12 protein-coding genes are annotated in these 14191 nt (G+C 21.5%); 2 read left to right on the top strand and 10 right to left on the bottom strand.

All coding sequences use genetic code 4. From position 1 onward, the window contains the following. Positions 1-2674: 2674 nt before the first annotated feature. Entirely contained in the window at positions 2675-4510 is a 1836-nt protein-coding gene (locus T403_RS0102535; protein WP_033161260.1) for a S8 family serine peptidase, read from the top strand. Next, complete coding sequence (locus T403_RS0102530) at positions 4497-5294, top strand: hypothetical protein (RefSeq protein WP_033161259.1); 798 nt, start codon at positions 4497-4499, stop codon at positions 5292-5294. Before T403_RS0102535 ends, T403_RS0102530 begins: the two co-directional genes overlap by 14 nt. Before the next feature lie 145 nt (positions 5295-5439). On the opposite strand, the gene T403_RS0102525 is transcribed toward T403_RS0102530, so the two are convergent. The 10 genes from T403_RS0102525 to T403_RS04435 form a co-directional block, all read right to left on the bottom strand. Further along, positions 5440-7026: an ATP-binding protein gene (locus T403_RS0102525; protein WP_051619096.1), complete on the bottom strand. Its 1587-nt coding sequence runs from the start codon at positions 7024-7026 to the stop codon at positions 5440-5442. A gap of 40 nt (positions 7027-7066) precedes the next feature. Further along, positions 7067-8596 carry a phosphohexomutase domain-containing protein gene (locus T403_RS0102520; protein WP_033161258.1) on the bottom strand — a complete coding sequence of 510 codons (1530 nt, stop codon included), beginning with the start codon at positions 8594-8596 and terminating at the stop codon, positions 7067-7069. Between the two features lie 9 nt (positions 8597-8605). Further along, positions 8606-9253: a ribulose-phosphate 3-epimerase gene (locus T403_RS0102515; protein ID WP_033161257.1), complete on the bottom strand. Its 648-nt coding sequence runs from the start codon at positions 9251-9253 to the stop codon at positions 8606-8608. Beyond that, positions 9240-10103, bottom strand: coding sequence for a ribosome small subunit-dependent GTPase A (gene rsgA / locus T403_RS0102510; RefSeq protein WP_033161256.1), 864 nt, complete (start codon positions 10101-10103; stop codon positions 9240-9242). Before rsgA ends, T403_RS0102515 begins: the two co-directional genes overlap by 14 nt. Beyond that, positions 10103-11104 (bottom strand): serine/threonine-protein kinase, encoded by a 1002-nt coding sequence (locus tag T403_RS0102505; protein WP_033161255.1) that lies wholly within the window; start codon positions 11102-11104, stop codon positions 10103-10105. The genes rsgA and T403_RS0102505 overlap by 1 nt, the downstream gene beginning before the upstream one ends. 1 nt (position 11105) lies before the next feature. Then, positions 11106-11840 (bottom strand): PP2C family protein-serine/threonine phosphatase, encoded by a 735-nt coding sequence (locus tag T403_RS0102500; RefSeq protein WP_033161254.1) that lies wholly within the window; start codon positions 11838-11840, stop codon positions 11106-11108. Beyond that, positions 11830-12432: a guanylate kinase gene (gmk, locus tag T403_RS0102495; RefSeq protein ID WP_156933551.1), complete on the bottom strand. Its 603-nt coding sequence runs from the start codon at positions 12430-12432 to the stop codon at positions 11830-11832. Before gmk ends, T403_RS0102500 begins: the two co-directional genes overlap by 11 nt. A gap of 2 nt (positions 12433-12434) precedes the next feature. After that, positions 12435-12980, bottom strand: coding sequence for a 16S rRNA (guanine(966)-N(2))-methyltransferase RsmD (gene rsmD / locus T403_RS0102490; protein WP_033161252.1), 546 nt, complete (start codon positions 12978-12980; stop codon positions 12435-12437). Positions 12981-13215: 235 nt separating this feature from the next. After that, on the bottom strand, positions 13216-13368 hold the full coding sequence (locus T403_RS04440) for a hypothetical protein (RefSeq protein WP_156933549.1): 153 nt from the start codon (positions 13366-13368) through the stop codon (positions 13216-13218). Positions 13369-13437: 69 nt separating this feature from the next. Then, complete coding sequence (locus tag T403_RS04435; RefSeq protein WP_156933548.1) at positions 13438-13575, bottom strand: hypothetical protein; 138 nt, start codon at positions 13573-13575, stop codon at positions 13438-13440. Positions 13576-14191 lie beyond the last annotated feature (616 nt).

The raw sequence follows: 14191 nt of genomic DNA, 5'->3' as shown, positions 1-14191 counted from the left end.
AATAATAAATCGTCTTATTTTAGAAATTTTAAGATTAGAAAGATGAGATTATCTTTTTAGCTTTTAGATTTTAAATTTTAAGATCAAAAAATAGTAAAAATTATTAAAAATGAAATAAATTTAACTCAATCATCTTTATTATTTAAATGATTATCTTCATTAAGAATACACAAAAAAAAATTAATTTTTAAAAAAAATAGTTAAACTTTTACAAATTGAAGAAAAAGAATATAAAAAGTTATTAAAAATAAAGTAAGATTAATTAGATGTAGTAGAAACGAAATTAACTAATAAAAATAATAATATTGATTTTTCGAAAATTCCTTCAAAAACAATGAAAAAATATGCATTTTTATTTTCTAAAAATGAACTTTATAAAGAAAAATATTATAAATTTTTAGAAGATTTAAAATCAAATAAAGCAAAAGTCAATTTAAATAATCTTTTTTGGTGATGTAGTTTCTAAAAATAATTTTAAAGATCAAAATATAACTGATACTTTGGGTGTTTAATTTTATAAATTACCTAAAATTTAATTATCTAATACACTAATTGTCGCTGATACTTCAGACTCTATATGCGACATTAATTTTATTCCTATTTCAACTTTGCTTTCACTAACTTATCAATATGCACTATTATTGTCAGGTAAATTTAAAAATAAATTTTTAATTTTTTCATCAAAAGCAAAATTTATCGAATTAAAAGGCGAAAAATTATCTCAAGATATACTTCAAACTCCAAAATCATTGCAATCACAAATTCAGAAAGTATTTTAATTTAATTTTAAATATTACATTATTAAATAAATTAAAACAAATTCAAATTCAAGAATATATTTTAATTATTTCTAATTTATAACTTGATATCATTGTTACAAACGCTAATATTTTAGTTTTTGAAATGCTAAACTTCAAATTAAAAACCATAATTATATTTTGGCAAAAATCATTTTTTGAAATACTGGTTATAGTACACTGTTCCTGTTGTTAAAAATACTGAAAAAGTGATAATGTTATCTGGATATAGTCAAAATCTTTTAAAAAAATTAACTGAATTCGGTTTTAATGCTTTAGAAAATTGTAAACCAATAAATTTTATATTAAAAACATGAGAAAAATATAATTATATTTAAAAATTAATTCAAAATAGTCGACAATTAATTTTTAAAAAAATATTTTATTTTCATATTTATTATTTTTTTTGAAAAATACTATTAATTTTAAAGAATTAATCAACATTATAAATTGGTAATATATATCTAAAAAAAATTAATTTAAAAGTGACTTTAATTAAAGTTTAAAAAAAACAACTAAATTTTAATAAGGTCACTTTTTACTTTTTATTATTTATAAAAAAAATATAATTTAAATATATAAAAGTTAAAAGATATAGTTCTTCTTATACAAAAAATGTAAATGATGTTTTGGCGGTAACCTATGTTAAAAATTAAAAAAATTTTATTTAAATTATTAATGACTTTAGGAATTTGTAGTGTTTTTAGTTTAAGTTCTTGTGCTTTACTTTAAAAAAGACAACAAACTTTTAAAAGTGAAAAAGATCAATTTAAAGAAGGTGAAATTGAAATAAAGAAAATAGCTTCATGAATTAGAAAAAGTAATAATGATAACTTTGTTTTTTATGTTGGCTATGATAAATTAATATTAGAAAATGAAAGAAAAAACACTAATTTTTTTTACACGAAAATGAAGTTTATAAAAAAATATTTAATGAAGATAAAAATGGAAACTCTCTTACTAAAATTTCTAAAATAATAAGTACAGTTGATGAATTTGAAAGAATTTTTGGGGAAAATGGAAAAATACTTTTTAGCCTTGTTGAATATGGTTATTTTTCAAAAAAAAATAAATTTTTAATTTTTGAAATAAAAGTGATATTTTAAAAAATCAAGAAATTACATTAAAAGAACTAAATAATTTTTTTAAAATTAATAATATTGTCCTTTATAAAACAAAGGAATCGGAGCAACGTGTACCTATTTTCATTGAAAAAAACGATAGGGAAAAAATAATAGATATAAAATATTTTTCAAATTGGCCAAGAAGTCATATAAAATTTAGCCAAGCATCTACCACAGATGAAAAACGAGATGTTTATGGTTTTGTGTCTTTTTCTAAAAAATATTAAAATAGTTGAGTAAAACATTTCATCAGATCAAGAACATGATAAATTGATTGAAAAAATTTTAGAATTAGTAAAAAAACATAACTTAAAGTTTCAATAAATATTTAAAAAACATTATAAGTATTTAATATTTTTACTTTAAAAATGATCTTATTTAAAATTTAAAAAAATGACAAAATTTAAATAAGGTCATTTTTTATACAAAAAAAGCACATTTTTTTGCTTTTTATTTATTTATAAGAAAAAATACAGATAAAAAAAATATAATTTAATTATATAAAAATTAAAAGGAGAATAAAATGAAAAAAAATTAAAACTAATAAAATCATTAATTGGTTTAACACCTATTTTAATAACAGGTGGCATACTAACTACTTCTTTAATAATTCCAAAAAAAGATAATCAAATTAAATTTGATTATAAGAATATATTAGAACAAAGCTTTAATCATATAGATTTAAAAAGCTCAACAACTCAAAAAAATAATTTACTCAATAATAAAATAGTAAAAAGAAAAACTAATATTTTAATGCCGCAAAGTGAAAAGTATTCTTCAATAGTACAAGAAATTAATAATACTTTTCAAGTTAAATTACTTCTTAATTATCCTGTAGAAGTAAAAGAAAATATTGAAGATGATGTTAAATTTTTTCAAGAAAAAAACACAAAATTTAAAGATAAAATAATTCAAAAATTTAATTTTATTAAAAATATTGAAATTAGTGAACTTTCACCGATAATTTGATTATATTTTGATAATGAAGATGAAAAACAAAAATTTATTAATGAAATTTTTAATGATGAAGATTTTTATCAAATTATCGATTTAGAATACAATTCACATGTTGTTGAAAGTAATATTTTAAATAATGATAAATCTGATGCTTATTATGAAAAGTTGTGATATGAGTATCCTACCGAAATATACAAAGATAATTTAAATATTATTAATTTTAACAAATCACATATTAAATCTTGATATCCACAAAGCAAAATTGGAATTTTGGAAGTCGGAGTTTCAAATCAAAAAACTAAAAAAAGCTTTTATCAAGGCATTATTGATGAAACGATAAGCAAAAAAATATTTAAAGATTTTAAAATAAGTAAAGATGGTGATTTACCTCCTAGTTTTCACGCTGGAATGGTTGCTGGAATAGCCGCTGGAAGAGATGGGGTTGACACTGATGCAATAGTTTATTCTGCGGCATTTTGAGATAATTATAAATGACAAAAGCAAATAGAATGAATGGTAATTGAAAATAATGTTAGAGTTATAAATCATAGTTATGGAGCAGGAGGACATTACGACAAAGAATATAATGAACAAGCATATTTTTTAGATTATATTGCTAGAAAATATGGAGTAGTAAATGTTTTTGCAGCAGGTAACGGTCATGATAAAAAAGAAGAAGATGATAATAAATTTATTGATAATAAAACATTATCATTTAATTCAATTGTTGTAGGTGCTCTTAGTGATTATAGTACAAAAAATAATTATTGAATATCAAGTTATTCTAACAGAACTTTAGAAGATAAATTTAGCGACTTACCAAAACCATTAGTAGTGGCTCCGGGTTCTTTTAAATATAACAATCGTATAAATATCGAAAAAAAAGATCGAGGAACAAGCTATGCTGCACCAATGGCAACTGGAGCAATTAGTGTTTTACTAAAAGAAAAAAGTTCATTAAATTATGATTGAAAAAGAGTACCATCAATTAAAGCGATTTTAGCAGCTTCTTCCAAATTAAAGCCAAATGATAGAAATTTAGAAATAAAATCCAATGGCCTTAGTAAAGCTTATGGATCAGGCTTAATTGATTATGAAAGAATGAAAATCGCTGCAGATAATTTAAAAATTATTAGTGTAGGAAGAGAAAAAGAAAATGAATATATTTTTGAAAGTAATGATTTATATTTAACTAGAGGCGAAAATATAAAAATCGCTTCTGCTTGAATGAATAATGGTGGAATTTTAAGAGATAAAGAAAACAGACCTATTCTTAGTTATAATTGATGAGATTTTTTAAATCCAATTGGACTTGTTTCTAAAACAATAGGAAAAATTCCTGGGGAAATAAAATGAAATCTCGAACATAATAATGAAGAATGATTAAAAAAAGGTGAAACTGAAAAAAGACAAAATAATAAATTTTTTACAGATTTTGATTTATATTTAGAAAAATGAAATGGCTATTTATGAGAAACAGTTAAATCAGTAACCGTTGTAAATAGTAATGTTGAAGTGATTGATTATAATATTAATGAATCTGATAAATATAGAATAAGAGTTAAAAAATATTCAAATATTTTTGAAAATTCAATAAATGATGTTTTAGGGATTACTTATGTTAAAAATTAAAAAACTTTTACTCAAATTATTATCATTATTAGGACTTTGTAGTATTTTTAGTTTAAGCTCTTGTTCTTGATTGTATAATCAAAAATTTTTTAGAAATACAAAAGATTTATATGAAGAAGGAAGAATTGAAATTAGTAAAATAAATTCTTGAATTGATAAAAGTGATGAAGATAATTTTGTTTTTTATCTACTTTACAATGAATTAATATCAGAAGATGAAAGAAAAAATAATATGTTCGAAGATGAAGTTTATGAAAAAATATTTAACGAAAAAAAAGGAACTAACTCTTTTCTTAAAATTTCAAAAATAATAAGTACGGTTGAAGAATTTGAAAGAATTTTTGGAAAAAATGGAAAAATACTTTTTAACCTCATTAAAAATAATTATTTTTCTAAAAAAAGTAAAATCTTTAATTTTTGAAATAAAAATGATATTTTAAATAATCAAGGAATCGCATCAGAGAAATTAAATAATTTTTTTAAAAATAACAATATTTTTCTTTATCGAACAAAAATATTGGAAAAACAAAGATTTATGTTTATCGAAAAAAATGATGATGAAAAATTGATCGATATTAAATATTTCGATATTCATCCAAGAAGTCATATAAAATTAGAATATAATCAGCCAATTCTTGCAATTGAAAAATGAGATCTTTACGGTTTTATGCCTTTTTCTAAGAAATATACAATAACTGATAAGCAAATTTCTTCAGATCAAGAACATGATGAATTGATTGAAAAAATTTTAAAATTAGTTAAAAAACATAATTTAAAATTTTAATAAATAAAAAACATTAATTATTTGATTTTTTTATTTAAAAAACACAAGCTATAATTTGGCTTGTATTCCTGAAATAAACTTTTAAGTGCAATACTTTTGTGTTTGCACTTTTATTTTAAAATTTTACATTAAATAAAGTTTAAAATTAGTTAAAATTTATTTTTCAATAACCATTTTTAGTGCCTATATATTTAATAATATTAAAATCTTTTAAAATTTTTATTTCTCTTTTAATTGTAATTATTGAAATATTTAATTTTTCCATCATTTTTTTTATGCTTATTTTAGGGTCTTTATAAATTAATAATAATATATCTTTTTGCCTTTCATTTAAAATATAAAAAATTTTATTATTTAATTTATATAAAACATTTTTATCAAAATTATCGGTATCATTTAATTGATTTTTGATATTATCGGTATCATTATTGGTATCATTTACAGCAGAATCGGTATCATTAGGAATAAAATCGGTATCATTTAATTTATTTTTGATATTATTGGTTTCATTTATAACAAAATTTGTTTTATTAGAATAAAAATTAGTTTCAAAACTATTGTTATTTAAATAATTAAAATTTTTATTAAATAAAGTTACGATAATTCCCGTGCTTGAAATAAAAAAAATCGGTTTTTTCTCATTATCTTCATAAGAAAAAAATATTTTTCTAACTCCTGTACCATAATTTTCAATATAATTTAATTTATCTAAAATTCTAACTATAGTTTTATTTCTTTTAGAATTCATTCCATATTTAATTTTTTCTAAAGTCAAACCATTAATTAAACCTCCAGGAGAAAAAAAATTAATTTTATCTTCAAAAATTTCTATTTTTATTTCTTCATCTAATGTTCAATCTCTATGACAAAAAGCATTTAATAAAGTTTCTCTTATCGCCTCTTTAGGAAAGCTTTGAATTTCTGTTCTTTGACCTGAACCATTAAAAATAATTTTTTTAGGGTTAAATAAATCAATTTTTTTTAAAAGTGAATCTATTTGTTCAATGATTGAACCTTTAAATTCTTTTTTATCATAAAATTGATTTATATTTGATTTTTCTAACACTAACAATTTACTAATTCAAGGATTTTGATCGCTAAATAATAAAGCTGCATTATTGAAAAAATTATTATTGATCAAAAATGACAAAAAATTTAAATCAAAATTTAAATTTTTTGTCATTAATTTTATTTTCAAATATTCAAAAGTGAGATTTTGATTTTCTGATTTTCAATTTTCAAATTCATAACTTTTAGTTGATTTATTCATTTTCAAAAGATCCAAAGTTGTGCATTTTCTTTTTGATGAACCAACCCTTAAATAAGCAATTTCATTATTGTTTTTACTATTTTGACGAAAAGAATAAGGCTTTGAATCACCTTCGGAAATTTCAATAGTAAAAGGATAAATATTAGGATAACATTTAATTAAATGCCTCACATTAGGAGTGAAGGCATTATCGATTAAGTTAGTAATAGTATCATTTCAACTTTTTTTGTGCAAATCTATTCAATCATAATAGATTCTTTGACTTTTATCTTCAACACCTAAAAAAATTTTCCCGCCATTACTATTTAAAAAAGTAGAAATCTCAGCTTTAAATTCATTTATATCTTCAGGAATATCAAACTTAAATTCCGTTTCATAATCTTCTACTTTTTTTAACTCTGTATAATTTTTGTTATTTTTTAAAAAATCAAGAATTTCTTTTTCTTTGTTATTTTTTCACAATTACTTACACCTATGTTAATTTAAATTATTAAAGTTAATTTTAATTAAAAAGTTGTTTAATTTTTTTATCCAAAATTTTTAAATTCTCTTCAGCTTTTTGCTCATTTTTATCAATCGAAAATAAATAAACTTTAATTTTGTTTTCAGTTCCTGATGGTCTTAAACTAATTCAGGATTTATTTATAAAATGAATTTGAATCATATTTTCAGGTTTTATATCTTTATATCCATTTCTATAATCAATTATTTCTTTAACTTCTAATTCAAAATTAATTTTAAGAAATTTTTCAAAATAACTATATAATAATTTTTTATTTTGAGTATCAAAAATAATTGAATTAATTTTGCTTTTTACATAACCGTATTTTTGATAAATTTGTTGAAGTTGATTAAAAAATGAAAAATTTTCTTTTTCGTTTTGTAATATTTCAATCAAAATTCTAATTGATTGAAAAGCATCTTTATCATATGATAAATTATAATCAATTAAAGAACCATAACTCTCTTCAAAAGCAAAAAGTTTTAATTCTTTATTTGTTTGTTTATATTTTTCAATTAAAGGAGACATTCATTTAAAGCCTGTTGGTGTAATTTCAACATTAATTTTATTTTCTTGAGCTATTATATGATTTAAATTACTTGATACAAATGAATAAATTAAGAGTCCATTATTTTCATTAATATATTTATTTTCAATTAAGTAATTGAAAATAATTGTAGCAAGCTCATTACCTGTAAAATAATGATTAATTTCTCCTAGATTTTCGACTAAACCTACTCTATCAGAATCAGGATCACTAATAATTCCATATTTAATTCTTTTTTCTGACATTAATTTAATAGTATTGCTATAAGCACTTATTTCTTCAGGATTTGGTTTGTTTGCATAATGAAAATTAGATGAATTTTTCATCTCTTTTTCTACATAATGTACTTCAACATCTGATTGTTTAAAAAAATTTTTCATAATTTTAGAACCAGTACCATGCAATGGAGAATAAACAAATTTAGCTTTGTTTTTAAAGCTATTATTACTAATTTGAAGTTTTTTTAAGTTATTAATATACTCATTTTCAATAAAATTTATATTAATATTTTTTTTATTGAAATTTAATTTTTTATTAGTAATTTTTTGTTTTATAGCTTGGTAAGGTTTAATAAATTTTAAAATATCATTTACTTCATCAGGTAAACATTGCGCGCCTAAATGATTATAAATTTTAATCCCATTATACTCTTTAGGATTATGAGAAGCTGTAAAATTTATTCCTGCCTTAGCTTTTAATCTTTTTATGGCAAAACTTAAAACTGGAGTAGCTAAAATTTCTTTAGTTGTATAAATTTTTATTTTATATTTTTTAGTTAAAATGTTAGCTGCCAATTTTAAGAAAATTCATGATTTTTTTCTATTATCCCTAGCTAAAACAATACCTTCTTTTTTTATATTAGGAAATTTTTTTAATAAATATAATGCAAAGCCATTTACAACACGATAAACATGCTTTTCATTCAATTTATCAATACCATCACCTAAAATACCACGCATTCCTGCTGTTCCAAATTCCAACATAAAACCACCTTATTCTAATAGTTTATTTAATTTTAAAACACTAAAATCAATTGTTAAATATGAACCAGATACTAAAACATCAGCTCCAGCTATAAAACACTTTTTAGCAGTTTTATCATTTATTCCACCATCTACCTGAATTATAATATTTAAATTATTTTTTTTAATATAATCTCTAGCTTTTTCAATTTTTTTTAATGATTCAACTATAAAACTTTGACCGCCAGCCCCAGGGCTAACTGACATAATTAAAAGTAGATCAATTTTATTTAAAAAAGGGATTATTTTTTCAAATTCTGTTTCAGGTTTAATTGATAGACCTATTTTAACTTTGGGTTTATATTTATCAATTAAATTAAAAATTTCTTTTTCATTTTCAAATGCTTCATAGTGAATAGTTGCATAATCTACTACATTAACAATTTTTTTAATTATTTCTTCAGGATTAAAAGCCATAATATGGATATCCATAGTATGGCTTGGGCTATTTTTTTTTATATCAATGATTTCTTCAACACTAATTGCATAATTAGGAACAAATTTTGTATCCATATAATCATAATGGATTCAATCTATATTATTTTGAATTAGTGTGTTAGCCATTTTTATTCTTTCATCTTTTTTTACACTTAATAATGATGGGCTAATTTTTTTCATCTATTTCTCCTAAAATTTTTTTTAAAAAAATTAAATAATTTTTATATCTTTGTTCGGGAATGATGTTTTGTTTTGTTGTTTGTTTCACCATACAATCATTTAAATTTTCTTTGTAGTGTAAACATGTACGAAATTTACATTTAACATATTTATCTTGAAAAATTGCAAATCCTTTAGCTATTTCATTTTTATCTAAATTAATATCAAAAAGCGAAAATCCTGGTGTATCAACAATTTTTCCTTCATTTCAGTTAATTATTTGCACCAATCTTGTTGTATGTTTACCTCTATTTAAAGCAAAAGATATTTCGTTAGTTTCATAATCTTGATTTGATAATAGATTAATTATTGTTGTTTTACCAACACCTGTTTGACCCATAAAAACACTAAGTTTATTTTTAAAAATTGCTTTTAATTTTTTTAAGATATTAAAATCTTTATTTTTATTATCTAAAAAATAAATTTCATAATTCATTTTTAAATAATCAATTAAAATTTCTTTATATTTATTATTTAAATCAATTTTAGTAATTAAAATAATTGGTTTAATTTTTTTTGCTTCAGCTACTAATAAAAATTTATCTAAAAGCAAACTTGAAAATGTAGGTTGCTCTATTGACATTACAATTACTGCTTGATCAATGTTAGCTATTTTTGGTCTTATAAAAAAATTTTTTCTTTCATAAACAAAATTTACAAAACCTTCACTAGAAAATTCAACATAATCACCCACAACAGGAGAGAGACCATTTTGTCTTAATTTTCCACTTCCTCTTAATCTATATTCTTTATTATTTTCATCTACAACATCATAAAAACCAGCTAAAACACGGATAATTTGACCTTTCATTAATTACCTACATTTATCAATAAATAAATTATGATTGCAATCAGTAAGATGAAAATAAAAAAAGAAACAATTAAAAAGATCAATCATTTTTTAGAGCTAAAAATATTTTTTAAGCTTTTTGTCTTTTTTTCTTTAAATGAAATTTCTTCTTCATTTCAACGACTTGGTTCTAAACAAGTGTTTAGATCATTATAGAATTCTTTCATATTGTTGTAACGGTCTTTAGGATTTTTAGCTAATGCTTTTAATATAACATTGATTAATCCATTAGAAGTGGTAGGTTTTAAACTCTTTATTCTTGGAACAGGATTATTTCTATGTTTATCAAGAATTTCAATAAAATTTGCCCCTTCAAAAGGTACACGTCCAAGTAGCATTTGATAAATGCTTATTCCTAATGAATAAATATCAATTTTAATTGCTGATTTCTCTTTTTTATAAATTGAAATTTCACCTGGCACATAATGTGGACTTCCAACTACTTTTTGTTCTGCTGTTATTCTTTTAGTTCGATCGTCGATCGCTATTCCTAAATCAACTATTTTTATTTCATTTAAATTAGTAATCATAATATTAGTATCTTTAATATCGCGATGACTAATATTATGATCATGAATAGATTTAAGACCTAATGCAATTTGTTTTGCATATTCAACAACTTCTTCTTGCGGCAAACTTCCTGCTTCATCAATTTTATTTTTTAATGTTACGCCTTCAACATATTCCATTGCAATTCAATATTCATCATTTTCGCTATCTGAAAAAGTTTCGTAAATTTCAGCCACATAAGTAGATTTAATTTTAGAATGAATTCTTATTTCTTCTAAAAATCTTTTAATTAAATTTTTTTTATCTGGAGAATTTAATTTTATAACTTTAATAGCGCAAGATAGATTATCGCTTTTTCTAATGGCATAATAAATATTCGCCATTCCACCTTTAGCTATTAAAGTTATAATTTGGTATTTTTCATTTAATTTAACTGCTTTATTAATTAACATTTTACAACCTTAAAAGTGCTATTGTTAAATTATCATTAGAATTGCTTTTTAGTGCTTTTTCAACAATTTTTTCGCATTGTTTTTTAAGACTAAAACCGCTAGAAATTAAAAGCGCTTCAAACTCATTATAGTTTATAAAATCATGAATTCCATCAGAAGTTAATAAAAAATATTTATAATCATCAATATTATCAATTGTTAAAAATTCTAATTCTAATTTTTTATCAGGACCTAAAGAAGACATTAAATAATGAGCGCCTTTAATTTTGGAAGCTGTTTCAAAATCATAATTTTCTTTTTTAATTAAATGATTTAAATAATTTTGATCAGTAGTTAATTGAATGAGTGTATCATCTACACAATAAGCTCTTGAATCACCTACATTTGCAATGTAAGCTTTTTTCTCTTTTTTATAAATTAAAATTGATACTAATGTGGTCCCCATATCATGATAATTAGGATGTTTTTTTGCAAATTCTATCATTGCACTAGTAACATTAGAAATATTATTAGTAAACCATTTTTTTACTTCGTTTTCATCAGCTGGTGGAATAATATTGTCAAAAAAAGTTTTTTTAAATTCATTTATTGCAATATCAGATGCTTTTTGACCACCAAAATGTCCACCCATTCCATCGCATAAAATCATTAAAATATTATTTTCTGTTTCGAATATTTCACTTTTGTCTTGATTTTCGTTTCTTTCACCTTTTTCAGAATAAGCTTTAAACTTCATTTAATTCTCCTAAAATTATATTTTTGATTTCTTCCGCTGCTTTATATAAATCATCATTTTTGATAATATATGGGAAATATTTTCTTTGTTTTAATTCATCTTTAGCTTTTTGAACTCTTTTTTCAATTTGAACTTTATCTTCTGTACCTCTTTCATTTATTCTTTTTTTCAACTCTTTAATTGAAGGTGGTTTAATAAAAATGGGAATTAATTCACTTTTTCTGTTTAATTTTTGAAAAAAATCGAAAATTTTAAGTGCGCCAAATGTTTCAATTTCTAAAATTGGGTTAAATCCTTCATTTTTTATTTTTTCTATTTCGCTAAAAAGAGAACCATAATAATTGTCGAAGTGTAAATTCCACTCAATAAATTCATTATTTTTAATTTTTTGTTCAAATTCATCTTTTGAAATAAAATAATAATGAAAACCATCTTTTTCACCATTTCTAGGTTCTCTTGTTGTGGCAGAACAAGCTAATTTTAATTTTAATTCTTTAAAAGTGAATAATATTTTTTCAATCGAACCTTTACCTACACCTGAAGGGCCAACTAAAATTATAATTTTATTATTTTGTTTTTTCATTCGCTCCATCCTTAAATATGTTTTAAAAAAGAAATTTTAGTTTTTGTATATTTTTTTTGTTTGATTAAAACAAGTTCTTCAAAATTATTTAATAAAATTTCAAAATCACTTTCAATAATTAGTTTTCCACTTTTTTTTAATAAATTATTTTTTAAAATTAATTTTATTGAGTTAAAAAGTAATTCTTTTTCTTTATAAGGGGGATCTAAAAAAATAAAATCATATTGATAATTTTTATTTTGCGATAAAAAATTTAATGCATTTAAATTATAAATATTTAAATTATTAACTTTAAAATCATCTTTATTTTTTTGTAAGTGTTTAAAAACTTTATTATTAATTTCAACAGCATCAACCAATTGTGAACCTCTTGAAATAAATTCGAAAGCTACTGAGCCTGAACCTGAAAAAAGATCAAGAACTTTTGAATCAGGAATATCAAATTGAATTGAAGAAAAAATAGCTTCTTTAATTCGATCGCTAGTTGGTCTAGTAATTGAAAAATCTACTTTTTTTATTATTCTATTTTTTAAAGTCCCTGATATAATTCTTAACATTTTGAAATTATACAAAAAAAAGTGAATTTTATGCTTTATTCATGGCAAAAAAAATGAAAATGATAAAAAAATAACTTCATAACAAAGTTGTTTTTGTAAACATAAAATTCTTTTTATTTTTTTTATTTTTTGTTTTGATATTTTTATAACATCAAAAAGTTGTTTATATAATTTTTAATTTTATTGAAAAATGCCTTTTTTAGGGAGTTTTTAGTACCTTGAAATCACTTTTTATTTAGCATTTAATAGCCATTAAAGATCAAATTCAATTACTTGGAACAATTAAACAAAATACAGCTTCTCACTCAAGAGCTGCAAACGAACTATTAACTTCCCAAATAGCTAACATTACAACAAATAATAGTAATGAGCATTCAACTACAATCATCTTCAATGATTTAGTATCTAATAGAAAATATAGTGACTTTAAGTTTTATTATCAATTAAATAATCAAAATTATTTAATTTGTAATAGTAATAAATCTAGTGATAATGCTAAACATAAAGTTAATGATTTTGAAACTGCTCCACAAGTTACAACTATAGTTGTTGAAGAGAAAACTGCTTCTGAAGATAGCGTAAAATTAAAATTCAAAATTACATCACCTGATGAAATTTTAGAAAATGATCAACAAGTTAGATTAACATTAACTATATCTAGTGAAAATAGAATTTATAGTTTTGAAAAAGATACTACATTATCATTAGATAATAATGATAATAATAGTGCTATTGCAGAATTTGATTTAAATGTTGAAGTTCAAGATACAAATTGATTAAATAGTGTTGATACTATTAAAAATGTAATTGAAGAAGGATTATCTTATAAATTTGATTTAAAATTTATAACAAAACCTGTAAGAGCTAATACAAATATTAAATTAGAAAATCTTGATAGTCAAAATAACGATCAAAATTATTTAGTTAAAGAAAATGCTAATAGTGTTGATAGAACTTTAGTTGTTCCTCCTAAATCAATTATCTTTAATCCAGCTTTTGAATTTAAATTAGATGATACAACTATAACTGAATATGATCCTAATAATAAACAAGCATCTCAATTTAAATTTAGTTGAGATTTTGATAAATTTGTAACTAATGCAATTAGAGATAAATATGTTGATTTAAAATTCTGTTCTTCAGATAATATTTGTTTTGTAACTGAAAAAGTGCAATTAACAAACGATTATAATGATAAAAATAATCCTAAA

Source organism: Mycoplasma collis ATCC 35278 (assembly GCF_000701825.1).
Classification (GTDB): domain Bacteria; phylum Bacillota_I; class Bacilli_A; order Mycoplasmatales; family Metamycoplasmataceae; genus Mesomycoplasma_A; species Mesomycoplasma_A collis.
This window is presented reverse-complemented; position numbering and strand designations above follow the sequence as displayed.